23 protein-coding genes and 1 pseudogene are annotated in these 24,759 nt (G+C 63.5%); 16 read left to right on the plus strand and 8 right to left on the minus strand.

Features of this window, described 5'->3' with window-relative positions; all coding sequences use genetic code 11:
* The first annotated feature begins 2 nt into the window (after positions 1-2).
* Positions 3-935 carry a dimethylarginine dimethylaminohydrolase family protein gene (locus JQK88_RS09515; RefSeq protein WP_112560964.1) on the plus strand — a complete coding sequence of 311 codons (933 nt, stop codon included), beginning with the start codon at positions 3-5 and terminating at the stop codon, positions 933-935.
* A 347-nt stretch (positions 936-1,282) separates the two neighbouring features.
* Here JQK88_RS09515 and nanR read toward each other — a convergent pair whose 3' ends face one another.
* Positions 1,283-1,993 (minus strand): transcriptional regulator NanR, encoded by a 711-nt coding sequence (nanR, locus tag JQK88_RS09520; RefSeq protein ID WP_203278152.1) that lies wholly within the window; start codon positions 1,991-1,993, stop codon positions 1,283-1,285.
* 187 nt (positions 1,994-2,180) lie between these two features.
* Here nanR and JQK88_RS09525 point away from each other — a divergent pair, with 187 nt between their 5' ends.
* The 5 genes from JQK88_RS09525 (at position 2,181) to JQK88_RS09550 (ending at position 8,815) form a co-directional block, all read left to right on the plus strand.
* Positions 2,181-3,782, plus strand: coding sequence for an ABC transporter substrate-binding protein (locus tag JQK88_RS09525; RefSeq protein WP_203278153.1), 1,602 nt, complete (start codon positions 2,181-2,183; stop codon positions 3,780-3,782).
* 80 nt (positions 3,783-3,862) lie between these two features.
* A complete protein-coding gene (locus JQK88_RS09530) occupies positions 3,863-4,819 on the plus strand; it encodes an ABC transporter permease (protein ID WP_192248602.1) in 957 nt (318 codons plus the stop codon).
* Positions 4,812-5,720, plus strand: a complete 909-nt coding sequence (opp4C, locus tag JQK88_RS09535) for an oligopeptide ABC transporter permease (protein WP_203278154.1) — start codon at positions 4,812-4,814, stop codon at positions 5,718-5,720. The genes JQK88_RS09530 and opp4C overlap by 8 nt, the downstream gene beginning before the upstream one ends.
* A 66-nt stretch (positions 5,721-5,786) precedes the next feature.
* Complete coding sequence (locus tag JQK88_RS36025) at positions 5,787-7,787, plus strand: ABC transporter ATP-binding protein (protein WP_312037254.1); 2,001 nt, start codon at positions 5,787-5,789, stop codon at positions 7,785-7,787.
* A 131-nt stretch (positions 7,788-7,918) separates the two neighbouring features.
* On the plus strand, positions 7,919-8,815 hold the full coding sequence (locus JQK88_RS09550) for a dihydrodipicolinate synthase family protein (RefSeq protein WP_246749784.1): 897 nt from the start codon (positions 7,919-7,921) through the stop codon (positions 8,813-8,815).
* 94 nt (positions 8,816-8,909) lie between these two features.
* Here JQK88_RS09550 and JQK88_RS09555 read toward each other — a convergent pair whose 3' ends face one another.
* Both JQK88_RS09555 and JQK88_RS09560 read right to left on the minus strand, forming a co-directional pair.
* On the minus strand, positions 8,910-9,332 hold the full coding sequence (locus JQK88_RS09555) for a hypothetical protein (RefSeq protein ID WP_203278155.1): 423 nt from the start codon (positions 9,330-9,332) through the stop codon (positions 8,910-8,912).
* Between the two features lie 125 nt (positions 9,333-9,457).
* A complete protein-coding gene (locus JQK88_RS09560; RefSeq protein ID WP_312037255.1) occupies positions 9,458-10,009 on the minus strand; it encodes a cytochrome c in 552 nt (183 codons plus the stop codon).
* A 532-nt stretch (positions 10,010-10,541) separates the two neighbouring features.
* On the opposite strand from JQK88_RS09560, the gene JQK88_RS09565 reads away from it, so the two are divergent.
* The 7 genes from JQK88_RS09565 (at position 10,542) to JQK88_RS09595 (ending at position 18,410) form a co-directional block, all read left to right on the plus strand.
* Positions 10,542-12,068, plus strand: a complete 1,527-nt coding sequence (locus JQK88_RS09565) for a DUF2778 domain-containing protein (RefSeq protein ID WP_246749785.1) — start codon at positions 10,542-10,544, stop codon at positions 12,066-12,068.
* A gap of 173 nt (positions 12,069-12,241) precedes the next feature.
* A complete protein-coding gene (locus JQK88_RS09570) occupies positions 12,242-13,027 on the plus strand; it encodes a ThuA domain-containing protein (protein ID WP_192248616.1) in 786 nt (261 codons plus the stop codon).
* Between the two features lie 114 nt (positions 13,028-13,141).
* Positions 13,142-14,200 carry a Gfo/Idh/MocA family protein gene (locus tag JQK88_RS09575; RefSeq protein ID WP_203278157.1) on the plus strand — a complete coding sequence of 353 codons (1,059 nt, stop codon included), beginning with the start codon at positions 13,142-13,144 and terminating at the stop codon, positions 14,198-14,200.
* Between the two features lie 21 nt (positions 14,201-14,221).
* Positions 14,222-14,623, plus strand: coding sequence for a GFA family protein (locus tag JQK88_RS09580; protein WP_203278158.1), 402 nt, complete (start codon positions 14,222-14,224; stop codon positions 14,621-14,623).
* Between the two features lie 54 nt (positions 14,624-14,677).
* Positions 14,678-15,493, plus strand: coding sequence for an N-formylglutamate amidohydrolase (locus JQK88_RS09585; RefSeq protein ID WP_203278159.1), 816 nt, complete (start codon positions 14,678-14,680; stop codon positions 15,491-15,493).
* On the plus strand, positions 15,490-17,352 hold the full coding sequence (locus JQK88_RS09590) for a flavohemoglobin expression-modulating QEGLA motif protein (protein ID WP_203278160.1): 1,863 nt from the start codon (positions 15,490-15,492) through the stop codon (positions 17,350-17,352). Before JQK88_RS09585 ends, JQK88_RS09590 begins: the two co-directional genes overlap by 4 nt.
* 11 nt (positions 17,353-17,363) lie before the next feature.
* The gene (locus JQK88_RS09595; protein WP_192248631.1) at positions 17,364-18,410 is read left to right on the plus strand and encodes a glutathione synthetase; all 1,047 of its coding nucleotides are present in this window, start codon (positions 17,364-17,366) and stop codon (positions 18,408-18,410) included.
* A gap of 42 nt (positions 18,411-18,452) precedes the next feature.
* Here JQK88_RS09595 and JQK88_RS09600 read toward each other — a convergent pair whose 3' ends face one another.
* Positions 18,453-18,995: a class I SAM-dependent methyltransferase gene (locus JQK88_RS09600; RefSeq protein ID WP_246501465.1), complete on the minus strand. Its 543-nt coding sequence runs from the start codon at positions 18,993-18,995 to the stop codon at positions 18,453-18,455.
* Positions 18,996-19,289: 294 nt separating this feature from the next.
* Here JQK88_RS09600 and JQK88_RS36030 point away from each other — a divergent pair.
* From JQK88_RS36030 to JQK88_RS09610, 3 genes and pseudogenes are all read left to right on the plus strand, one after another.
* Positions 19,290-19,919 (plus strand): annotated as a pseudogene (locus JQK88_RS36030) (AfsR/SARP family transcriptional regulator); the annotation flags it as partial.
* A 206-nt stretch (positions 19,920-20,125) separates the two neighbouring features.
* Positions 20,126-20,833: an alpha/beta fold hydrolase gene (locus JQK88_RS36035; RefSeq protein WP_246749786.1), complete on the plus strand. Its 708-nt coding sequence runs from the start codon at positions 20,126-20,128 to the stop codon at positions 20,831-20,833.
* A 98-nt stretch (positions 20,834-20,931) separates the two neighbouring features.
* Entirely contained in the window at positions 20,932-21,669 is a 738-nt protein-coding gene (locus JQK88_RS09610; protein ID WP_203278161.1) for an alpha/beta fold hydrolase, read from the plus strand.
* On the opposite strand, the gene JQK88_RS09615 is transcribed toward JQK88_RS09610, so the two are convergent.
* The 4 genes from JQK88_RS09615 to JQK88_RS09630 form a co-directional block, all read right to left on the minus strand.
* Positions 21,666-22,394: an amino acid ABC transporter ATP-binding protein gene (locus JQK88_RS09615; RefSeq protein ID WP_192249214.1), complete on the minus strand. Its 729-nt coding sequence runs from the start codon at positions 22,392-22,394 to the stop codon at positions 21,666-21,668. The genes JQK88_RS09610 and JQK88_RS09615 overlap by 4 nt on opposite strands.
* 56 nt (positions 22,395-22,450) lie before the next feature.
* Positions 22,451-23,125, minus strand: coding sequence for an amino acid ABC transporter permease (locus JQK88_RS09620; RefSeq protein WP_192248643.1), 675 nt, complete (start codon positions 23,123-23,125; stop codon positions 22,451-22,453).
* On the minus strand, positions 23,122-23,799 hold the full coding sequence (locus tag JQK88_RS09625; protein WP_203278162.1) for an amino acid ABC transporter permease: 678 nt from the start codon (positions 23,797-23,799) through the stop codon (positions 23,122-23,124). Before JQK88_RS09625 ends, JQK88_RS09620 begins: the two co-directional genes overlap by 4 nt.
* Before the next feature lie 122 nt (positions 23,800-23,921).
* Positions 23,922-24,710 carry an ABC transporter substrate-binding protein gene (locus tag JQK88_RS09630; protein ID WP_203278163.1) on the minus strand — a complete coding sequence of 263 codons (789 nt, stop codon included), beginning with the start codon at positions 24,708-24,710 and terminating at the stop codon, positions 23,922-23,924.
* Between the last annotated feature and the right edge of the window lie 49 nt (positions 24,711-24,759).

Raw genomic sequence — 24,759 nt, forward strand, 5'->3', positions numbered from 1 at the left:
CCATGACCGTCCATGACCGCATCGTCGCCGAACCGTTCTCGCTGCAGCGCCGCAATCCCGCCGGCGGCACCAAGCCGCTCACCGCCTGGGGTTTTGCCAACGAGACCGATGTCTTGACCGACGTGCTGCTCGGCTCGCCGAATTTCCTGCGCCATCTGTCGACCAGCTCGCTGTCGCGCAAACATCTGCGCGAGGCGCCCTGTAACGTCCAGATCGCGCAGGCGCAGCACAAGGACCTTGTCGCCGCCTACGAGCATTTCGGCGTCAACATCCACTGGCACGAGCCGACGCCGGAACTGCCGATGCAGGTCTATTCCCGTGATTCCAGCGTCATGACACCTTATGGCGCCTTCATCACCGCTATGGCCAACTGGTGGCGTCGCGGCGAGAACTATGCTGCCATCCGCACCTATGAAAAGCTCGGCATCCCGATCTACGACATGGTCACATCAGGTACCTTCGAGGGCGGCGACTTCAACGTCATCGAGGAGGGCGTGGTGCTGATCGGCTGCGGCGGCGCCCGTACGCAGGAAGAGGGCGCCCGTCAGGTGCAGTCCTGGTTCGACAAGGAGGGCTGGGAGACACGGCTAGCCTTCATCGACGAATACTACGTCCATATCGACCTGATGGTGGTTCCAATCGCCGAAAAGCTCACCGCCGTCTGCCTCGCCTGCACCGAGCCGGGCATCGTCGACTGGCTGAAGGGCAAGGGCCACGAGATCATCGACGTGCCGTTCCAGGACACGATGGCGCTCGGCTGCAACTTCATGTCGCTCGGCAAGGACAGGGTCATCGCCCCGACGTCGAGCCAGTCGCTGATCGGCCAGCTCAAGGCGCGCGGCTTCGAGGTCGCGGCGATAGACATGAGCGAAATCTCCAAGACGGGAGGCGGCATCCATTGCATGGCGCAGGCGCTGAAGCGCGAGCCGGCGTAAGGGCGGGAATCTTGACCTGTTAGTACACTATTTCCCTGCATATTTGACAAAGCAGGCTCGGCAATGGAAACATTGCACGGACATTTCGAGGAGAGAATCTATGAAAAAAGCCTACGAAAAGCCGAGCCTGGCCAAGGCGGGAAAGCTCGGATCGCTGGTCGCCTCGATCTCATCGAAGCCAGCCCCCTGAGCCGCCAGCCGATGAAGGCTGAAATTCGGTTGTCTTGGCTTTGGTGACAGCCGGACCTATTGTTTGACAGCAGCCCGCTGGCTTTGAACGGCGGGCTTTTGTTTTGGCTGAGCACTATCGTGCCGAAACCAGAAACGGCGCGTTATGCGTCAGCTGGCTAGTCCGATCTGCCCGAACCTGAATTGAACTTGCGCCTGGCGTTTTCCAGATGCGCACGCATCGCCTGGCCGGCCGATTCCGGCTCGTGGCGCTCGATCGCCTCGAACACCGCCTGGTGGCCGGCGAAACTCTTGCGATTCTCGATTTCGGTGTTGGCCATGTGGATGCGCTGATTGATCAGCCATTCGACCAGCGCCTCATGCGCGGCGAGGAAGATCGGATTGCCTGGGATGACGGTCAGGACGCGGTGAAACGCGACATCGGTGACGGCGAAGGCCCGCGCCCGGGGAATGGCACGCTCGTTTTCGGCCAGTGCGGCGGTCAGCGCATCGATCTGTTCGCGGGTCGCCACCTCGGCGGCGTGGCGGGCAATCGAGACCTCGAGAAACAGCCGCAACTGCTCGAAATGGCCGATGCCGTCGGGCTGGTCCATCAAAAGATGCGCCGTACCCGTCAGCTGCTCCAGCATGTTCTTCGGCGTCGGCCGCGTCACCTTCGGGCGCTCGCCGCTGTTGATGCGCACCAGCCCCATCTTCTCCAGCGCAAACAGCGCCTCGCGCACCGAGGGGCGACCGACGTCGAACATCGACATCAAGTCACGCTCGGACGGCAGCGAGGCGCCGACTGGATAGACCTCGTCGCGGATCATCGCCTCCAGGCGAAGGCGAACTTCATCCGACAGTTTTTTTCGTACTGGCATATTGTGCATGGTCTACCTTTTAAGCTATTAGACCAGTCGTCGCAAGCGAGGATCTTGCGCAACCGAAGGGATGGAGGGCGCCGTTTTGCCAATGGGCGCGGCGGTCGCGCGACAGGCGAAGATCTGGCGCGAAATCGACCTGGAGTAGGGGCGTCGCCTCGATTTCGGCCGGCGACAGCAACGGGAGGAAAATTCCATGAGAAGACTGTTGATGAGCTTTCTGTCGGCGCTGGCGCTGACCTTTGCGGCCGGCGCCGCGAAGGCTGCGGATGGCGGCACGTTCCGTTCCGCCATGCGCACCGGTTGCATCGAGATGGGCACGCTGCACACCACCTGCGGCCACAGGCTCGACGAGACGGTCCTGCAGGGCCTCGTCCACATCAAATGGACGGGCGACGGCGTGCAACCGATGCTGGCCGAGAGCTGGAAGACGCCCGACGGCGGCAAGACCTACGTCTTCAGCTTGCGCCACGGCGTCAAATGGCATGACGGCACGCCCTTCACCGCCAAGGACGTGGTGTTCAGCCTCAACCTCTACGCCAACCCCAAGGTCGGCTCGCCCTGGGCGCAGAAGCTTGGCGCGGTCGCCGGATACAAGGCTTTCCAGGATGGCTCGGCCTCCTCGCTTGCCGGAGTGAAAGCACTCGATGACATGACCGTCCAGGTCGAGCTCGACAGCGCCAAGCCGCTCTGGGTCGAGCTGCAGCTTATCGCCATCAGCATCTTTCCCGAACACATTCTGGGCAAGGTCGCACCCGGCGACATCAAGGGGAACGCCTTCTGGGTCAACCGTGTCGGCACCGGCCCGTTCATCTGGAAGAAATACGAGAGCGACCAGTATGTCGAGGTCGACCGCAATCCCGACTATTTCCTCGGCGCGCCCAAGCTCGATCGCATCATCTACCAGATTTACAAGGACGTGCCGCCGATCATCGCAGCACTCGAGACGCAGGAGGTCGACGCCATGTCCTATGAGGGCGGCGGCGTGCCGGTCTCCGAACTCGCCCGCCTGCAGAAGCTCGACTATCTCACCGTGCTGCCGAAGTTCTCCGCCGGCCTGCCGACCTACCTGCAGTTCAACCTGGAGAACAAGCGCTTCGCCGATGTGCGCGTGCGCCAGGCGATGCTCTATGCCATCGACCGCAAGGCCATTATCGAGACGGTCAAGCAAGGCGCCGGCGAACTCCTGAACACGCTGTTCCCGCAGGACTGGGCGCGCGCCAAGGACCTCGAAGCCTACGACTACAATCCCGACAAGGCCAAGCAGCTGCTGACCGACGCCGGCTGGGACGTCGGCCAGCCGGTCGATTTCATCTACTACTATTCCGACCAGATGAACGTCGACACCGTCACCGCCATCCAGAGCTATCTGGCCGCGGTCGGCGTCAACATCCAGCCGCGCCTGCTCGACCCGGCGGCGATCAATCAGGTCTATGCCGACGGCAGCTTCCAGATGGGCTTCTTCGCGCAAGGCATGGGGCTCGATCCCTCGCTCGGCTCGCCGCTGGTCGTCTGCGGCGCCAAGCCTCTCGCCATGGGCTATTGCAACCCGAAGGTCGACGAACTCTTCAACAAGGGGCTGGAATCCAACGACCGCGCGGTGCGCGCCGCGAGCTATCAGGAAGCCTCGCGCATCCTCAACCAGGACCTGCCAAAAGCCTGGCTGTGGAACGAGGTGCGGCCGCTGGCCTTCAACAATCGCATCGTCGGCCTGGCTCAGCACTTCAAGGAACAGCCGCTCGTGATCTTCAATCACCCGGTCTACAACGAAGTCGAGAAGTGGGAAGTGGCGAAATAGTCACCGCCCTTGCCGATGAGGCTCTGTCCGAGCCTCACGATCTGATGTCTCAGAACCGCCTTCAACCATAGGAGAGGCCGGTGCTCAGCTATCTCCTGCGAAAACTGCTCTTCAGCATTCCGGTGCTGTTCGGCGTCACCGTGATCGTCTTCGCCATCGCGCATGCCATGCCGGGCGACGCGGTGCTGGCGATGATCACCGCGGAGGCGCCGTCAAGCGAGGAACTGATCGCCATGCGACGCGGCGAACTCGGCCTCGACCAGCCGCTTTACGTCCAATACCTCAACTGGATCGGCCAGATCCTGCACGGCAATCTCGGCCGCTCCTTCGTCAATGGCCGCAGCGTCGGCGAGATCATAGGCGAGCGCTTGCCGATGACGCTGGAGCTGATGGGCGTGGCGCTGCTGATAGCCTTCCTTCTCGGGACCACACTCGGCGTGATCTCGGCACTGCGGCAATACAAGCTCACGGACTATTCGCTGACGCTTGCCGGCTTTGTCGGCGTCTCCATCCCGGACTTCTTCATGGGGCTGCTGCTGGTCTATGTCTTTGCGCTGGAGCTGCGCTGGCTGCCGTCGTCCGGCATCTCGACCGCCGGCGACAGTTTTTCGCTGCTCGACAATCTCAAGCATCTGATCCTTCCGGCGGCGGCGCTCGCTTTGTTCCGCGCCGCCATCTTCATGCGCTATGCCCGCGCCGGCATGCTCGAAGTGCTGAACCAGAGCTATATGCGCACTGCCAAGGCCAAGGGCTTGCGTCCCAGCACCATCACGCTGCGCCACGGCCTGCGCAATGCGCTGATCCCGCTGGTCACCGTCTTCGGCCTCGCGCTGCCAACCTTGTTCGGCGGCTCGGTTGTGATCGAGACCATTTTCCAGTGGCCGGGCATCGGCCTGATGTTCATCGATTCCGTGGTCAACCGGGACAGCCCCGTCATCATGGGCTACGTGCTGATCACCGCCATCATCGTGATGCTGGCCAACCTCGCCACCGACCTGGCCTACAGCGTGCTCGACCCCAGGGTGAGCTATGACTGACGCCACCGCCGCCGACATGACCATTGCCGCCGGTGCCTCGCGCGGCCTGTGGGGTGAGGCGGCGCGCCGCTTCCTGCAGCACCGGCTGGCGACGCTCGGGCTGATCATGCTCGCCATCATCGTGCTCGCTTGCGTTTTGGCGCCGCTGATCGCGCATTACGGGCCAAACGATATCGACCTCAGGGGCCGCAACCAGCCGCCCGGCGGCATGCATTGGCTGGGCACCGACGGCACCGGCCGCGATATCTTTGCCCGCATCCTCTATGGCGGCCGCATCTCGCTGACGGTCGGCTTCGTCGCCGTGGCGATCTCGGCGGCGATCGGCATCTTCATCGGCTGCGTCGCCGGCTATTTCGGCGGCAAGGTCGACCTCTTGCTGATGGGCCTGATCGACATGGTGCTGACCTTTCCTCGCCTGGTCATCATCATCGCTTTCGTCGCTGTCGTCGGACCGAGCATCTTCAACACCATGGTGGTGATCGGGCTGCTCAGCTGGCCGTCCATCGCCCGGCTGACGCGTGGCGAGATCCTGGCGCTGCGCAACCAGGAATTCATTCTCGCCGCACGCTCGCTCGGCACCTCGCCATCGGTCATCATTCTCGAACACATATTGCCCAATGTGCTGAGCCCGATCCTGGTGGCGATCACGCTCGACGTGGCGACCGTCATCCTGCTCGAGGCCTCGCTTTCCTTCCTTGGCCTCGGCGCGCAGGCGCCGGCGGCAAGCTGGGGCAACATGCTGCGCGATGCGCGCACTTTGTCGATCCTGGAGAGCCAGCCCTGGATGTGGATCCCGCCCGGCGCCATGATCGCCATGGCCGTGCTCAGCATCAACTTCGTCGGCGATGGCCTGCGCGATGCGCTCGACCCGCAGCACATTATGGGCGGGGGCGGCAAATGATGGGCGCCGACGCACTTGCCGTTGAAAGGACCACCAAGGGGATCGGACAGCAGTCGGTGCTTTTCCGTGCAAGGGTTGAGCGTCGAGTTCGGTCCGCACGGCAGCGCCGTTTATGCCGTCAACGACGTCTCCTTCGAGCTTGCCGAGGGCGAGTCGCTGGCCATTGTCGGTGAGAGCGGTTCGGGCAAATCCGTCACCGTGCAGACGCTGATGGGCCTGATCCGCAAGCCGCCGGGACGTGTCACCGCGGGCCGCGCGCTGTTTCGCGGCCGAGATCTCCTCGCCATTCCCGACAGCGAATTGCGCCAGATCCGCGGGCGCGACATCGCCATGATCTTCCAGGACCCGATGTCGTCGCTGAACCCGGTGCTGACCATCGGCCTACAACTGACCGAGGCGCTGCGCGAGCATCAGGAATTGAGCGAGGCCGAGGCCGAACGCCAGGCGCTCGACATGCTGGAACTGGTCGGCATCGCCAACGGGCCGCAGCGCATGCGCGCCTTTCCGCACCAGTTCTCCGGCGGCCAGCTGCAGCGCATCGGCATCGCCATGGCGCTGGTCTGCAAGCCGTCGATCCTGATCGCCGACGAGCCGACCACGGCGCTCGACGTCACCATCCAGGCGCAGATCGTCGAGCTGGTCAGCCGCCTGCAAAAACAGCTCGGCATGGCGATCATCTGGATCAGTCATGACCTCAGCCTGGTCGCCGGCTTCGTCGACCGCGTCGCGGTGATGTACGCCGGCTCGATCGTCGAATGCGCTGACGTCGATGAGCTCTTTTCGACAACGACGCACCCCTACACGATCGGCCTGTTGAACTCGATCCCGTCGCTGACGGCTGAGAACACCAGGCTGGTGCCGATCAAGGGCACACCGCCCAACGTCACGCTGCCGCCGACCTTCTGTGCCTTCGCGCCGCGCTGCGATTATGCCGAGGCGCGCTGCCGCGAGCAAAAGCCGCCGCTGGAAACGGTCAACGCCGGCCACACTACTGCCTGCTGGCGCTGGCGCGAGGTCGACCATTTGCCACGATCGCCCGCCGCCGCTCAAAGGGTGAAACCGGCTGGTGCGGCCGGGCAGGAGGCGCTGCTCACCGTTACCGATCTCAAGGTGCATTTCCCCATCCGGCGCGGCGTTTTGCGGCGGCAGGTCGGCGCGGTGCATGCCGTCGACGGCGTCAGCTTCGAAGTGCTGCGCGGTGAGACACTGGCGCTGGTCGGCGAGAGCGGTTGCGGCAAGTCAACGACAGGCCGTGCCGTGCTCGGTCTCGAGCGGCCAAGCGCCGGCAGCATCGTGTTCGAGGGCAGGGATTATGCCGGTGCGACGGGCGAAGAGCTGAAGCAGCGCCGCCGCGACATGCAGATGGTGTTCCAGAACCCGTTCGGCTCGCTCAATCCGCGCATGACCGTGGGCCGCATCATCGGTGAGGGGCTGCGCGCGCAGAAGATCGGCACCCGCGCCACGCGCGATGCAAGGGTCGGCGAGTTGCTGGCGCTGGTCGGTTTGAGGGAAGCGCTGCGCAACCGCTACCCGTTCGAGCTCTCCGGCGGCCAGCGCCAGCGCGTGGGCATTGCTCGCGCGATTGCCACCAATCCGAAATTCATCATTGCCGACGAGCCGATCTCGGCGCTCGACGTCTCGATCCAGGCGCAGATCGTCAACCTGCTTGACGACCTGAAGGTGCGCCTCGGCCTGACCTATCTGTTTGTCGGCCACGATCTGTCCATGATCCGCTATCTCAGCGACCGCGTCGCGGTGATGTATCTCGGCCGCATCGTCGAGATTGGCACCACGGCTTCGGTGTTCGGCAGCCCGCTGCACCCCTATACGCGCGCGCTGCTGTCGGCGATTCCGGTGCCCGACCCGAAGGCCGGCGGCACGCGCCGGCGCATCGTGCTTGGCGGTGGCGTGCCTGATCCGTCGAAGCCACCGTCCGGCTGCCATTTCCATCCGCGCTGCCCGAAGGCGACCGACATATGCAGCAAGGTGGATCCGCAACCGCGCGATTTCGGCTCGACTACCACAGGGCGGCATCTGGTCGCCTGCCACCATGCCGGGGAGGCCTAGCCAATGCCTCCGAACCCAAGTCGGCGGTCGAAAAAGATCATGCTGAAACAACGCCATAGAGCCGGAACCGGAATCAGTGGTTCAGGCGCCGATCTCCCCGAGACAATCCTGACAGCACCGAGGGCTTAGCAATGACCAGAGAATTGGCGGGCATGTATGCCGCCTTGATGACCGGCCTCAGCGACGCCGGCGAGTTCGACCCCGAGCGCCAGCGCAACATCAACGATTACGTGCTGCGCCAGGGCCTGGCCGGCCTCTATGTCGGCGGCTCAAGCGGCGAGTCCGGCCTGCTGACGGTGGACGAATTGTTGGCGCAGCAGGAAGTGGTCTTTACAGGCGCCGCGGGGGCAGGGGTAAACCTGATCGCTCATGTCGGTATGCCGAACCTGCGCGATTCCATCCGCCTCGCGCGGCACGCGAAAAAGCTCGGCTATCACGCGCTGTCGGCGCTGCCGCCGCATTCCTATCCGTTCTCCGACGAGGAGGTTTTCGGTTACTACCAGGCGCTGGCGGCGGCGACCGACCTGCCGCTGATCGTCTACGAGATCCCGTTACGCACTGGCCGTCCCTTGCCGCTGGCGCTGCTGGTCAGGCTGCTCGACCTCGGCAATGTCGTCGGCATCAAATACACCTCCACCGACTTGTTCAAATATTCGCAGCTGCGCAAGCGGCAGCCGCAAAAGCTGTTCTTCTACGGCTTCGATGAGATCTACGCCGCTGCCGGCATGCTCGGCACCGAAGGCGGCATCGGCACCACCTACAATCTGCTTGGACGGCTCTATGTGGCGGTTGACCAGGCGGTCCGTGACGGTGATCTGCTGCGGGCGAAAACCCTGCAGATGGTGTCGCAGGATTTCGTCGAAGTGCTGCTCGAAACCGGCGTGCTGCCGGGTATGAAAGCGGCCTTCCGGGTCATCGGTGTCGATTGCGGTCCAACCCGCGCACCGATGGCGCCAGCCGTCAAGGACGCCGAGGATCGGATGCGCGCCGTTCTCGCCCGCCCGGCGATCAGGGAGTGGCTGGCGTGAGATGGCCGCGCTGACGACGGAACGCGGTCGCCTCGTCTGGCCCGGCCGGACTCGCGACGGCGTGCAACCGCCCGTCCGGCCGGAATCCCATCTGCTATGCAGGTATCAATACGGCGATGCGATGCACGCCGACCTCCTTGCTTGTATTCGTCGATTCGTCGGTCTTGCCCTTGGCGCACGTATACATGTCGCCCACCTTGAGCTTGAATTCCTTGTCGGCTTTCTTGATCGTGAATGCACCTGAGGTGATGGTGCACACCATGTCGTTGTCCATCACCGACTGAGGCGCGTGTGCTCCGGGCTGAAACACCACGTCGACAATTGCGATGCTCTTGTAGGCGGGAATGTCTGCATTGCCGGTGCCGACCTCAACCATCCTGACACCGGGCGCAATCTCCTTACCCTCTTTCGGGCCGTATTTCTTGATTTTTGCGGATGCCGCCAGAGTGAACAAAGGCGTTACCGCGGCGGTCGTCAGACCGAGGGCAATTGCAGACCTGCGATTCATGGTTTTCATCGCATCCTCCCGATGCTCGTCATGCATGGATATGCACGACCGGGAATATATTAGCACAAACGAATTTACTTGTATGCCAAGCGGCTCTGGCGCAGACCCGCAAAGGGGGTCGCTCCGCCGGGTGCTCACTGCACCTTTTGCCGGAACTTCGAATGACAGTTCGAGCAATCCTGCAGGATGAGATGCAGGATATGCTCCGCCGGCAGTTTGGCCGGATCGGCTTCCGCCGGCATCGCGCGCTTGCCGAGCAGGCTGCCGCCGCCCATTGCCAGGCCGGCCCCCATGCGCATGTCGTCGGTGATGCTTTCAGGCGCGTGCTCGGCCTTGGCGGCCAGCGCGTCGGCCAGCGTCCCGATGTGATTTGCCAGCGCCTCGAATTCCGCCCGCGACTGATCGATCTCCAGCCTGGCCTGCGAAGGTGGCCCAAGCGAGGCGCTCGGAAACTCGGCAATCAGGGCAGGGCCGGTGCGTGCGCGAAGGGTTTGCGCCGCCGCCTTGAACGTCGCGGCGTCGTAGGCTTGTCTGCCGTCAAACATGCCGGCGATGGTTTTCGCCGCCGCCGCCATCTCCTTCATCGACGCCTGCCGTGCCGTCACGATCGGTCCATCGCCGGCAGAGGCGGCCATCGTGAGGGCGCAGACGAGCCACAGCAGCGCCGCTTTCACAGTCCACCTCACGGTGCAATGTCCTCGCCGCCCCATCCAACCGTGATAAGCCAGCCGCAGCAGGGGTTCGACTTCAGGTCGGATTCTTCTGTCGTGGTGCCGATACTCATCGGTAAATATCCGTGGTCGGAGGCCTCTGTCTCTGAGCGGATAGACCTTCCAGCCACCGGAAGGTCAACTGCTTGAAACAGCCGATCGGCGGGCAATCAGCGCGGGCTTGCAGAGACCTGACGCAGCGTTTCCTTGACTTGGATCGCAAAAACGGGCAGCAAAGCACAGGTGAGGGAGAGCATTTCTACCGTGGCGCAGACCATGGAGGGCTCTTTTTCGTATCGACCGCCGCACAATGTGCGACCGGTGGAGGGATTGGTTAACCAACTTTGTCCATCTTTTGATTCAATCGGCAACAGACGCGAAAGGTGCAGGGGGCACCAGCGAACTGTGGATGTCACGGATGCGAGGGTCGCAAGCCTGCATGCCGATTGAGAGTGGTTGTATGGCGTTTTTGCGTTTGAAAGACCGGGGCGACAATCCTGAACGGGATTTGACTTCGAAGAGATCCGGCCAGCGCTGGGTGGTGGTGCCGGTTATCGGCGCGGCCCTTGCGCTGTGGTCGGTGGGGACCATGGCCGGCCTCTATTCGCTGGGAACCTCGCTCACTGCCGCTTCCAACACCTTGCCGCAAAGCCTGCTTCTGCCAAACGCCGCGCTGGCCGATTCGCGCCGCAGCCTTGCCAATTCGTGGGCGCCGCGGCTTTCGGCACAAAAATTACAGGCATTGCTGCTCAGCCAATGCGACGCCGGCTGCAGGCGCGCCGCCGCGAGCTTCGCGCATGACGGCAAGACGGCTCGGCTGAAGCCGGCCGCGCATGCCTCGAATGCCGATGTCGCGCAAAACATCGGTACGGCGCAAAACACCAGCATCGCACTTGTCACCCCGCGCGATGCGCGCTTCGACGGCGTGGTGGCCAAGGCAAAGCTGTCGCCGCAAAAGCTGGCTGCCGCCTTCGCCAAGGCCTCGAATGCGCCCTTCATGCTTGCCAGCCTTCCGGCCGCTGCCCGTTTCGCCGAAGTCCGCATGCCCGACCAGAATGGCCCGGCCTCGGAGCGCTTTGGGCCGGAAGTGGCCGAGATCGAACGCTCGTCGCGCCTGGCGTTGGCGCTGGCCAACACCTTGCCGGATCAGGGCGCCGACATGCTGGCGCCGCCGCCGGCCGTCGCGGCAATCGTCGAAGCGCAAAATCCTGAGCAGGCCGAGGTTCAGGTGGCCTCGCTGCCGCCGCAGGATGATCTGCCCGACAACATTGCACTGCCGGGTCGGCGTCCGCGCGCCGAAACCGCTCAGCCTGCAGAGGCGCCCAGCAAGCCCAAGGCGCAAGCGGCCAAGCCTCAGGCGGCCAAGCCACAGACCGACCGGGCGGCCGAGACCGCGGCACCCCAGTCGCCGGGCATTGTGTCGCCGCGCTCGCCGCGCAATTCCCAGGACGTCGCCGCACTGCCGGGCGTGCCAGGCAGCGAGACCATCCGCACCAAGCCGGGCAAGCGGGTGAAGGCGCAAGCCGGCGAGATGCTGGCCTATGCCACACCGGATGTCCCGGCTGGCGGTGTCGGCCGCGCGTTCAAGGATCTGTTCGCCACGCCCGGAATGGGCGGCGGCGTCGCCGTCTACGACATCTCGGCCAAGACCGTCTACATGCCCGATGGCTCGCGGCTCGAGGCCCATTCGGGGCTAGGCTCGATGGTCGACCAGCCGCGTTTCGTCCACAAGAAAAATGTCGGCCCGACGCCGCCCAACACCTATGATCTGAAGCTGCGTGAATCCCGCTTCCACGGCGTTGAGGCGCTTCGTCTCACCCCAGTCGACGGCCGGAACAAATACGGTCGCGATGGCCTGCTCGCCCACACCTACATGCTGCGCGGCGGCCGCGCGGAATCAAACGGCTGCGTTGTCTTCAAGGACTATGCGCGCTTCCTCTCCGCCTACAAGAAGGGCAAGATCAAGCGCCTTGTCGTCGTGCCGCGCCTGACCAAGCCGCTGACGCGGGTCGCCCAGGATGGGCGGGGAGCGTAGGCAGTAGGGCAGTAGGCAGTAGGCAGTAGGCAGTAGGCAGTAGGGGAGGAAGTCTCCCCGCGCTTTTTCCTTGTTCCTGCCCTATTGCCTATTCCCCACTGCCTATTCCCTTTTCCACGCCCGGCAGTCTATGACTGATCGCGGCGGATCGGCTGGAATTCCACGAGGACATCATGACAATACGCGCTGTCGTTTGGGGCGAGAATATCCATGAGCGGACCAATGAAGTGGTCGCCGCCCTCTATCCCGAGGGCATGCACACGACCATCGCCAAGGCGCTGAACACCGACAAGGCGATCTCCGCCTCGACCGCCACACTCGAACAGCCCGAGCATGGCCTGTCGGCCGATCGTCTGGCCGAGACCGACGTGCTGGTCTGGTGGGGTCACAAGGACCATGGCGCCGTTGCCGACGAAGTGGTCGAACGCGTCGCCCGCCGCGTCTTTGAAGGCATGGGGCTGATCGTTCTGCATTCCGGCCATTTCTCGAAAATCTTCAAGCGGCTGATGGGCACGCCCTGCACGCTGAAATGGCGCGAGGCCGGCGAGCGCGAGCGGCTCTGGGTGACCAGCCCCAGCCATCCGATCGCCGAAGGCATCAGTGAGTATTTCGAGCTCGAGAACGAAGAAATGTATGGCGAGCAGTTCGCCGTGCCGGAGCCGCTGGAGACGGTCTTCATCTCCTGGTTCCAGGGCGGCGAGGTGTTCCGCTCAGGGCTGACCTACCGTCGCGGCGCCGGCAACGTCTTCTACTTCCGCCCCGGACATGAGACCTATCCGACCTATCACGATGCCACAGTGCACAAGGTGCTGCGCAACGCTGTGAAGTGGGCGCACAACCCGCAAGGTACCAAGTCGGCGATCCTCGATGCGCCGAATGTGCCGGTCGACAAGGCGCTGGAGACCATCGTCGAGCGCGGCGGCAAGCTGCACGCCTCGGGCGAGGCGGGTTTCCGCTAAAACAACCCCAGGAAAAGGCGCAGCGGCTTTCCGTCTGGAGTTGCGTATGAACAACGCTTGGACCACATTCGGCTCATTTCATTGAATCGAACCAATTTCGCTCGGAGTGCAAAAATGCGGCTTTTGATATTGGGTACCGGCTGGATGGCACAGGAGCATGCCCGCCGCTTTGGCGCCATTGATGGCGTCGAGATCGTCGGCGCTGTCGATGTCGATGAAAAGCGCGCCGGCGAATTCGCCGACGGCTTCAAGATCCCGAAACGCTTCACCTCGTTGGAGGCAGCGCTCGACTGGGGCGGCTTCGATGCGGTGGCCAACGTCACGCCTGACCGTATCCACCATCCGACGACCATGGCGCTGATCGCGGCCGGCAAGCCGGTGCTGTGCGAAAAGCCGCTCGCCGAAAACTTCGGCAAGGCGAGCGAGATGGCTGACGCGGCGCAAGCCGCTGGCATCGTCAACATGGTCAACCTCACCTATCGCAACGTTGCTCCCTTGCAAAAGGCGCGGCAGATGGTGCTGGCCGGCGAGATCGGCACCGTCCGCCACGTCGAGGCCTCCTATCTGCAGAGCTGGCTGGTGTCGAAATTCTGGGGCGACTGGCGCACCGATCCGAAATGGCTGTGGCGGCTGTCGCGCGGCCACGGCTCCAATGGTGTGCTCGGCGATGTCGGCATCCACATCCTCGATTTCGCCAGCTATGGCGCGGCGCTCGACATCGACCATGTCTTCTGCCGGCTGCGCGCCTTCGACAAGGCACCGGGCAACCGCATCGGCGAATACGACCTCGACGCCAATGACAGTTTCGCCATGACACTGGATTTTTCCAACGGCGCCTTCGGCGTGGTGCATGCCAGCCGCTGGGCGACCGGCCATATGAACGAACTGCGCCTGCGCATCTATGGTGACAAGGGCGGCGTCGAGGTCGTGCACAATCTCGAGGGCTCGGAGCTGAAGGCGTGCATCGGCGACGACATCGAGAGCGCCAAATGGGAGACCCTCGACGCCGGCACTGTGCCGTCGAACTACCAGCGCTTTGTCGATGCCGTCAGAAGCGGTGTGCAGGCCGAACCTTCGTTCCACCACGCTGCCGAACTGCAAAAGGTGCTGGATCTGGCTGTCGTGTCGGACGAGAAGCGTACGGAGTTGAGGGCCAGCGCCGACACGCAGTGATGTGAAGGGGAGGAGCAAGCCATGGTCACGCGGCGCGCGCAATGTCTCTGCGGCCAGCTGTCAGCAACCTGTACGGGCGAGCCGGTGCGCATCTCGGTCTGCCATTGCCTAGACTGCAAGCGCCGCACCGGCAGCGCCTTCAGCTACAATGTCCGGTTTGCGGAAGGCGATGTATCGATCGAGGGACGGGCGAAGCAGTTCACCCGCACGGGCGATCAGGGCGGCCGCATCATCTACAATTTCTGCCCAGAGTGCGGCGCCAGCGTCCACTACCGGATCGACACGCAGCCCGGCGTGATCGCCATTCCCGTCGGCGCCTTCGCCGACCCGTCCTTCCCGCCGCCCTTCCAGTCCTTCTACCACGACAGCCGGCGCTGTGACTGGGTCGAGATCAAAGCCGAGCCGCTGGCGACGTTCGACTGAAGGCCGCTTTCGACACGAAGCGGAACCGTCCGCACGCTCCGCGCATTTCGGAGCATGAACAAGACGATTTCCAACACCGATACGGGCGGATCGGGCTGGACGATCAAGCTCGGAGACGGTCCTGTCGTCGGTACAGCCATCCACAGCGGCACCGACGTTGGCAGTGCTTGCCGAGGGCTTATGTGTCTTTCTGATCCAGACCGGCTTCGAGAGGAAGATCCGTTCACTGAGCGCTTCATCGCCGATTTCCCGACCCGGATCATCGTTCATCGGTCGCGCTTCCAGGTCGATCTGAACCGCGCGCGCGACGCTGCCGTCTACTTGTCGCCGGACCAGTCCTGGGGGCTCAAAGTCTGGCGGGAGTTGCCGGCCGAGACCATCGTGAAGGAGTCTCTGTCCTTTCACGACGCCTTCTACAGTGAGCTGAAGCGTGTCCTCGCCGATATCGAGAAGCGCTATGGCCGGTTCGTTCTCGTCGACGTCCACAGCTACAATCACCGCCGCGATGGGCCGCAGGCCCAGCCGACATCTCGCGATCTCGCGCCCGACATCAACATCGGGACGTCTTCCATGGACCGCGAGCGCTGGGCGCCGGTCGTCGATGCGTTCATCGAAACGCTTCGCGGCCACCAGCTCAACGGCGAGCCGATCGACGTGCGCGAAAACGTGTCCTTCCAGGGCAAGGGCGAACAGACGCGTTTCGTCCACACCAATTTTCCACAGACCGGCTGTGCAATCGCGGTGGAGTTCAAGAAAATCTTCATGGACGAATGGAGCGGCGAACCCGACTGGACAGCAATCGATCAACTGCGCGCCATACTGGCGTCGACTGTGCCTGTCCTGGCAAAGGCGCTGCGGGCCATGCGATGAAGCCCAAGCTTGTCGAGTCCACATCTCCACTGCTGCAAATCGAAGCGGACCTTGGCGCGCTTTTCCGCGTCGGCAAGCCGATCCGCCGCGAGTTCGGCAACGGCAATCGTTTGCACATCGATCGGCCGCTGCCCTTTCTGTGTGTCCATGTCGGCTCGCATCAGGACGCCGCATTCCATGCCGTCTCCGCCAACGCCTCCTATCTGATCGCCGCCGACATCGAGCTTGCCGGCGAGGTCGCGCGGCTGGTGGCGGGCCGGCTACACGATCACTGCGGCGCGTTCCTCTTGCTGGACATCGGCGAGTTGGCCGAAGACCGGTTCCTGACCGAGGATGTTCCATTCCTGCCGCCTTTCGAGATTGCGCTGGCCTGCGGCAGCACGGCGCCGGAGAAGGCGGCGCGCAAGCGCTTCGCCGATGCTGCATCCGCGCGTGAAGCCAAATACCGCACGCCCCGCGTCGACGAGCTCAGTCCCACCACACGTGCCGAAGCACGGCTCTGGGACGATCCCGGTGATGTGGCGTGCCTGACGGTGCGCTTCGCACCGATCTACAGGGTGCCCGGCACCAAGCGCGTCTACCCCGAACTCCACGATCTCGTCGTCGCCAACATGGTCGATTCCGCGCTTCAGGCCGTCAGTGCCTTCCTGAAGGCATCGAGCCTGGAACAACCGGCGACCCATCGTTCCCTCGGTCGCCGCGCCTATATCGACGCTGTCGCGCGCGCCGACCGTGCGATCGACAATGTCGCGTCGACCTTCGATTTTCTGCTGGCCGTCACACCGATCAATGCCGAACCCGCCTGGCGGGAATTCCAGGCAGGCGCTTTCGAGCGTGTGCCCGCACTGCTTTACCGGCCGCTCGAGCTTGAGGTCGCCGACCAGAAGCGGAGGCTCTATTCGATCTCGCTCGATCATCTGGAAGATACGCTCCTGACCAGGCTGCTCTCCGAAAAGCAGCAGGAGCTCGATCTCCAGCTGTCGATGCTCGCGGCACGCGAGACGCCGCGATTCGTCGAACTCGGGCGAGCCCTGTATGGCAGTGTCGAACCGAGCCTGGCGGCGAGGGCGCGCGCTATTCTCGAAAAGCTCCCGCGCGTTGCCTCGGCCGCCCGGCAGAAGGGCCTCGATGCCGACGCCGTTGCCGCCGCCGCGCGCGACATGATCGCCGGATACCGGGCCGCCTATCCCGATTTCGAGGCTTCGGTGGAGATCCGCGGCGACCTGCCGGCCGGCCTGCTGGTCTCGCGAAGCCGGTTGCTGGTGTCGCGCGATACCAACCTTCCGCCGGAGCGTCTGACGGCGCTGCTCAGCCATGAGATCGGTGTTCATCTGCTGACCTATTTCAACGGCGCCGCGCAGGGGCTCGCCATCTTCTGTAGCGGGCTCGCCGGCTATGAAGGCATGCAGGAGGGACTGGCCGTGCTGGCGGAGTATCTGGTCGGCGGCATGACCGCGGCGCGTTTGCGCCTGATTGCAGCGAGAGTGATCGCCTGTCAGGCGATGCTCGAGGGGGCAACATTCGAGGAAGCCTTCCGCAGTCTGCGCAGGGATCTCGATGATCGCGAGGCCTTCAACGTCATTCTGCGCGTCTACAGAGGCGGCGGTCTTGCAAAGGACGCCATCTATCTGCGCGGCCTGTTGCAGATCCTCGATCACTTGAGGAATGGCGGCAGCCTAACGCCGTTCTGGATCGGCAAGATCGCCGCCGCGCATTTCGGCGCGATCCAGGAACTCAACGCACGCGGTCTGCTACGAGCGCCGCGCCTCGAACCTGCGTTCCTCTCTTCCGACGCGGCGCGGCCGCGCCTCAGGAAAGCGATGGCGGGAATCGATCCGATCGATATGGTTGAAAGCTGAGGGGCTCCACAATGCGCATTGCGTTCTTCGTCAATTCCATTGAAACCGAGACGCCGGGATACACGACGACGGCGTTGGCGCTGGCGGCCGTCCAGCGCGGTCATTCCGTCGTCTATGTCGAGCCGGGCGATTTCATCCTGCGCCCTAATGATGATCTGGCCGTCAGCGTGACGGCTCTGCCCGATGCTGCCTACAAGACATCAGGCAAGCTTCATGCTGCCCTGCAGGCTGCCGCGAAGCAGAAGAAGACCGTCGCCATGAGCGACATCGACATATTGTTTCTGCGTAACGACCCGTCGCTGGATGGCGCCGGTCGGCCATGGGCGGCCAATGCCGGCATCATGTTCGGTCGGCTCGCAGCCGAACGCGGCACCATCGTCGTCAACGATCCGGGCGGTCTGGCGCAGGCACAGAGCAAGCTCTATTTGCAGTCTTTCCCCGAAGCGGTCAGGCCGGCGAGCCTGATATCGCGCAGCATCGCCGAGATCCGCGCCTTCATCGACAAACAGCCGAAGGGCTGTATCGTCAAACCGCTGCAAGGGTCGGGTGGCAAAAACGTGTTCCATATTGCCAAGCCCACCGATTCCAACCTCAACCAGATTTTCGAGGCGGCCAGCGGTGACGGCTATCTTATCGCGCAGGTCTACCTTCCGGAAGCCAAGGCCGGTGACGTCCGCTTGTTTCTGATGAACGGCCTGCCGCTGGTGCGCGACGGCAAGTACGCAGCCTTTCGCCGGGTTCCGGCCAAGGGCGACGTCCGCTCCAACATCCATGCCGCCGGCACCGCCCGCAAGGTCAAGGTAACGGCCACCATGCTGGGCATAGCCGAAATGGTGCGCCCCAAATTGATCGGCGACGGCATGTTCCTGGTCGGGCTCGACATCGTCGGCGACAAACTTCTGGAGATCAACGTCTTCACGCCGGGCGGGCTGACCCGGCTGGCCGACATGTACGCGACGGATTTTGCCGCAAGCGTCATCGCTGCGCTGGAGGAGAAGCAAACGCTGCGGCAAGCCTATGGAAAGGCCATGACCAATTCGCGGCTGGCGACGCTGTGAGGAGCGAGGCAGTCGCGACCTGATCTTCTGCGCGAAAGTCCGTCAATTTGGCGGTGGGACCGCGACCCCGGCGTGGTGACTTCCCAGATGCCAGAGGGACAGCGGAAATCGTCCGCGCTCATCATGGACGAGCCGAAAGCCCGACCCGCTGATCAGGCGCAATGGATTGCGATTGAGCTGGCAGCCGCCGGCGATTCCTCCCCACGTCCGGTTCAGGCGCTCCTGCCACCTGCGGCAACGCGGCCCCTCTGCTTGGCCGTGCTCGATGAAGATCAGCCGGCCCGTGGACTTCAAGATGCGCCGGATTTCACTTAGCGCCGCCTCAGGGTCCGGAATGGTGCAGAAAGCGTAGGTGACGACGACGGTGTCGGCAAAGTCATCGGCCAACGGCAGGGTTTCGCCTCTGGCGCGGAGGCATTCGACATCGAAAGGCATGGAACGGCTCTTGGGTCCGGCCAACCCGAGCATCGTGCCGTCGGGATCGACGCCCACCAGCCGCTGCACCTTGGCCGGGTCGTAGTAGGGAAGGTTCAGGCCGGACCCGAAGCCGACCTCCACAACAATGCCCTCTGCCTGCGGGATCATTCGCTTTCGCATGTGCGCGAATGCGTTGGCCGAACAGCCTGCGTGGACGAAGTAGGGAGCAATGCAGCGTGCGTACCAGGAGAGGCAGGATTGGCACATGTCTCAGCCTCCTTGCTCGGTGTTCGAGGCGCCGATGGGGCCGCCAGCCTCGGGCATGCGCTGAAAGGTGAGAGTATTGACCAGTGACATTTATCGCTCCAAGGGTGTCTTCAGACGGGCCAAATGGCCCAACGTCGTGGGGATAGGTAGAAGGCCTGCGTCCCCTCAACGTCCCCGCTCGGCGCATACGGATCGATGGAGCGATTGCAGTTCCGACTTCTGGGTTTTCCGGAGTTCCGTCTGAACGGGCGGCGGGTGGAGCTTGTCTTGCGCAAGGCAGCCGCGCTCCTCATCTATCTCGCCGAGGCCGATGGCCCCGTAGCGCGCGAGGTTGCCGCTACACTTTTGTGGCCCGAAACCGACGAGGACGCCGCACGGGCGCGCCTTCGGCGCACGCTGTATAAAATCCGCATCGCGTTCGGCAGCGAGGTTATCGCCGCCAGCGGAACATCCCTCAGCCTGCATCCGGCGCTGTCCGTCGAGGTCGACTCCAGGGTTTTCGAGCATGCCTGTGATGTCGGGCCTCTCGACGAGGCCGCTGATATCCACAAGGGCGACTATCTCGTCGGCTTCTCACTGCCGGACTGTCTGGAATTCGAGGAATGGGTCTTCTTCAGGCGCGAGGCCCTGCGCAGCCGGCTGGTGCAGGCGCTGGAGCGGCTCGTCGAAGCGAAGATCGCCGGCGGCGAGCCTCGCAGCGCGGTCGTGCAAGCGACGCGCCTTGCGGCCCTGGACCCATTGAGCGAAAGCGCACACCGTCACCTGATCCGCGCCCACCTGGCGGCCGGGGACAGGGCGGCGGCCGAGCGCCAGGCCGAGACCTGTGTTCGGTTGCTGCGGGACGAACTCGGCATAGCGCCAGACTCCGCCACGCTTGCCCTGCTGCGTGAACCAACGCGCGATACTGGCTCGGACGTGCCCAGAACGCGCTATGTCGACGTGGACGGCGTCCATATTGCCTACCAGATCGTCGGCAGCGGCCCGATGGATATCGTGCTTGTTCCGGGGTTCATTTCGCATGTCGAGCGGGTTTGGGAAGACAGAAGCTGCCGCTCCTGGATCACCGCGGTTTCGCGTCTCGGCCGCCTGATCCTTTTCGACCGGCGCGGCATGGGACTTTCCGACCGCGTTGGCGCCCGCCCAACCGTCGAAGCGACGGCGAGGATATTCTGGCGGTCATGAACGCGGCCGGCAGCCGCAGGGCATTGCTCATCGGTGCATCGGAGGGTGGGCCGGGTTGTATCCGTTTTGCCGTGAACCATCCTGATCGCCTGATCGGCCTTGTTCTCTGGGGTTCCCTGGCGAAAGGCAGCCGCGCGCCCGACTATCCTTTTGCCCTGACCGTCGCCCAATACGACCTGTGGAAGCAACGCCTGCTCGCCGGCTGGGGTGGTCCGGCGGAAATCCAGACATTCGCCCCGAGCCTGGCCGCGGACCGCCAGGCGCAGAGCTGGTGGGCCGGATTGCTCAGGGCAGCCTCCAGTCCCGGCGCGGTCGCAGGTTTGCTCGAAGCGCTGCGTGATACCGACGTCCGCCATCTCCTGGCAAAAGTTTCGGCCAGGACGATGGTTCTGCACCGCTCCGGCGACCGTGCCGTGCGCGTCGAGGCCGGGCGGTTCCTCGCAGCCAAAATCCCGGATGCGCGTTTCGTCGAGGTCGCCGGTGACGACCACTGGTTCTGGGTCGGCGATCAGCAGCCGCTGCTCGACAGCATCAGCGCGTTTGCACGAGGCAGCTGATCGCAGCCGGGGACGATCAGGGGACACCCCCTGTGTAGGGCGACGCTCACAACTCTTGATGTCTGTTGTGAAGTTTGCGCCCTGCAGAAGGAACGATCATGTTCGTTGTATCGGAAGACGGAACCCGCATTGCCTATGAGGTGATCGGGACGGGAAAGCCGCTCGTGCTGTTGCACGGCTTTACAGCAGATCACACGATTTGGCGTGAAGTGGGCTACGTCGAGCGGTTGGCGGGGCGGCAACTGATACTGATCGACGCTCGCGGTCATGGCAGAAGCGACAAGCCGCATGTGCCCGAAGCGTATGATGCCGGGCGATGCGCGACAGACGTCGCGGCGGTTCTGAATGATATCGGCGCAGTCAATGCCGACATCTGTGGGCATTCCTTGGGCGGCACCATTGCCCTGGCGTTTGCCGCCCACTACCCGAACCGGGTGCGCTCGCTTGTCGTCAACGGGGCGCATCCCTTCGGTCAGGATCTGAGTCTGCTCAGGGCGGCCGTGAGCGTCGGCATAGAACCCTGGATCTCGTATCTGCGCACCGAGAGCTGGCCGTTGACAGACGGGAACGTCAGGCAACTCAGAAACAATGATCTTGACGCCCTGCGGGTATGCGTTGCACTGGACCGGTCCGATCGGTCGGCACCGTTTGTCGGCTTTGATCGACCGATCCTTGCAATCAGCGGAGAGGCCGATCCGTTGTGTCCGAAGGTCCGTGATTTTGCAGCCCTTGCCGGCGCCGACTATCTCGAACTCGTCGGATGCAATCATTTCCAGGCGTTCTTGGCGGTCGACCCGATATGCGCGCGCATGGAAGGGTTTTTGGCTCTACCCTAGTGCCTGAGAATCTTGCTCAGAAAAGCCCGGCTGCGGTCCGTCTTCGGGGCGGAGAAAAACGCCTCCGGCGTGCCGCTTTCGACGATGGCGCCGGCATCCATGAACACCACGCGCTGCGCCACCTTGCGGGCGAAGCCCATTTCGTGCGTCACCACCATCATGGTCATGCCTTCTTCAGCCACCGCGACCATCACGTCGAGCACTTCGGAAATCATCTCGGGGTCGAGCGCCGAGGTCGGCTCGTCGAACAGCATGATCTTGGGCCGCATGCCGAGGCAGCGTGCGATCGCTACGCGCTGCTGCTGGCCGCCGGAGAGCTGTGAGGGATACGCGTTGACCTTGTCGGCGAGGCCGACCTTGGCCAGCAAGTCGCGACCGGCCTGCTCGGCCTCGGCGCGTGGGATCTTGCGGACATGGATTGGCGCCAGCGTGACGTTTTCCAGCGCGGTCTTGTGCGGGTAGAGATTGAACGACTGGAAGACGAAGCCGATCTCGGTGCGCAGCAGCGTCATGTTGGTGGCGGGGTCGCCGAGGCGCTGGCCGTCGACGATGAGGTCGCCGTCCTTGATCGTCTCCAGGCCGTTGATGCAACGGATCAGCGTGCTCTTGCCCGAGCCGCTGGGGCCGCAGACGACGACGACCTCGCGCGGCTCGACGCTGAGCGTGATGTCTTTCAGCACATTGAGCGGGCCGAACCATTTGTTGACGCCGCGAAAGTCGATCATGCCGGTTTTGGCCTGGCTTGGCGTGCTCATATTCGTGCGCCCTTTGGGGTTCGATGTCACAGCTGCACCTCGCCATGCGCTTGGCCCATGCGCCGCTCCAGCCGGCGGGCGAGCATGATCAGCGGATAGCAGACGATGAAATAGCCGACGCCGACGAGGAAGAAGACCAGCAGGCCGTTCGGCACGCGCTGCACCACCAGCCAGCCGACCCTTGTGAGGTCGGTCAGCCCGATGGCCGAGACGACCGAAGAATCCTTGATCAGCAGCACATATTGCCCGACCAGCGGCGGCAGCACGATGCGCATCGCTTGCGGCAGCACCACCTGGCGCATGCGCTGCCAGCGCGACAGGCCTGACGCCAGCGCTGCCTCGACCTGGCCGGTCGGCACCGAACGGATGCCAGCGGCGACGATTTCGCAGATGAAGCAGGCGGCCAGATTGGTCAGCGCGATGATGCCGGCGGTGAAGGCGCCGAGCTCGATGCCGAACTCCGGCAGGATGAAGAAGATCAGGAAGATCTGCACCAGGAACGGCGTGCCGCGGATCAGGTCGACCCAGGCGCCGATCACACTCGAGATCAGCCGGTTGCCGCCGGTGCGCAATATGCCGAGGCCGAAGCCGAGCGCCGTGCCAAGCACCAGGCTGATCAGCGACAGCATCACCGTCATGCCGAGGCCGCGCAAGGCGAGGGGATAGCTGCCAGCGAGGCTTTGCAGCTGCTGCCAGATCATGTGCTGCTCCTTGCCGGCTGCAAGCCGAGCCAGCGACTGGACAGCCCCGCCAATCCCTTGAGGCAATAGTAGAGCAGCAGATAAAAAGCGGCGATGGTGAGAAAACCTTCCGCCGGCATGAAGCGGTCGGACGCCAGCAATTGGCCGGCGCGCGTCAGTTCGGAAACCGAGATCAACGACAACAGCGCCGAATCCTTGACCAGCACGATCGCCTGGCCGAGCAGCGGCGGGATCGTCACCTTGAACACTTGCGGCAGGATGACGAGGCGCATGCGCAGGACATAGGTCATCCCCGAGGCGACGCCGGCTTCCACCTGGCCGCGCGGGATCGACAGGATGCCGGCGCGAATGATTTCGGCGATATAGGCGCCGCTGTTCAACGACAAAGCGAGGATGCCTACGACGAGCTCGGGCAGCACGAAGCCGAGCCGCGGCAGGCCGAAATAGAGGAAATAGAGCTGCGCCAGCAACGGCGTGGCACGCACCGCGTCGATATAGGCCTTGGCCGGCACGCGAAACAGCTGGCTGCGCTGCAGGTTCATGGCGGCGAGCACGACGCCGACGGCAAGCGCACCGGCAAAGGACAGCGCCGACAGCCAGACGGTCGTGATCAGACCCTGCCCGAACAGCGGCAGATATTCGATGATGGTGCGGAAGCTGAAGTTTTCGAGCATGGGCGCACGGTGGTGAAGAGGGAAAGGGAATAGCGAGTAGCGAGTAGCGAAGTAGGGAGCAGCACAAAGCGTGGCCGGAACGGCCATTCCCTATTCGCTACTCCCTATTCGCTACTACCTCCTCAGTGATCCTTCTTCCAGGCGTCGGAATTGACCCAGTAGTCGAGGTTCTTCTGCAGGCGGCCGTCGATGCTGACCTGGTTGAGGAACAAGTTCATCCAGACCAACAGGTCTGGCTCGTCATAGCGGGTGGCGAATGCAAGCGGCTCCTTCGACAAAAGGTCCGGCATGATGGTGAAGGTGCCGGCGGGATAAGCGGTCGACTGACCCTTGACCGCGGAGACGTCGTTGACGCCGCAATCGGCCTGGCCGTTGTTGACGGCGTCGAGCAGCAGCGGACCGCCGCCCTTGTAGCTCTTGATGTCGGCATCCGGGAAAGCGTTCTTGGCTTCCTTTTCGCCGGTGGCGCCCAACAGCACGGCAATCTTGGTGCCCTTGGCCTTGCAGTCCTCGGCGGTCTTGAACTTGCTGTCGGCCTTGGTGAAGACGGTGCTGCCTGTATACATGTAGGGCGTGGTGAAGGCGACTTTCATGCCGCGCGCCAGCGTCGGTGTCATGTCGGCGACGAGCAGGTCGGCCTTGCCCGACAGCAGCGCCGGAATCAGCCCATCCCAGTCATAGTCGAGGAAGGTGATCTTGACGCCCATTTCCTTGGCCATCAGCTCGGCGAGTTCGACCGAACTGCCGGTGCGTTCGCCATTGGCGCCGACCAGCGAGAAGGGCGGTCCTTGCGTCTGCACCGCGACGCGCAATTCGCCGCGCTTGGTGATCTCGTCGAGCGTTCCGGCACTGGCAGCAGCGGTGAGACCCGCAAGCGCAAGTCCGGCGATGAAAAGCTTGGCAATCTTCATTTGGCATTCCTCCTTGTTGTATTGTTCCACTGCGTCGTTTGTTATTTTC

It is taken from the genome of Mesorhizobium caraganae (assembly GCF_016836705.1).
Lineage (GTDB): Bacteria > Pseudomonadota > Alphaproteobacteria > Rhizobiales > Rhizobiaceae > Mesorhizobium > Mesorhizobium caraganae.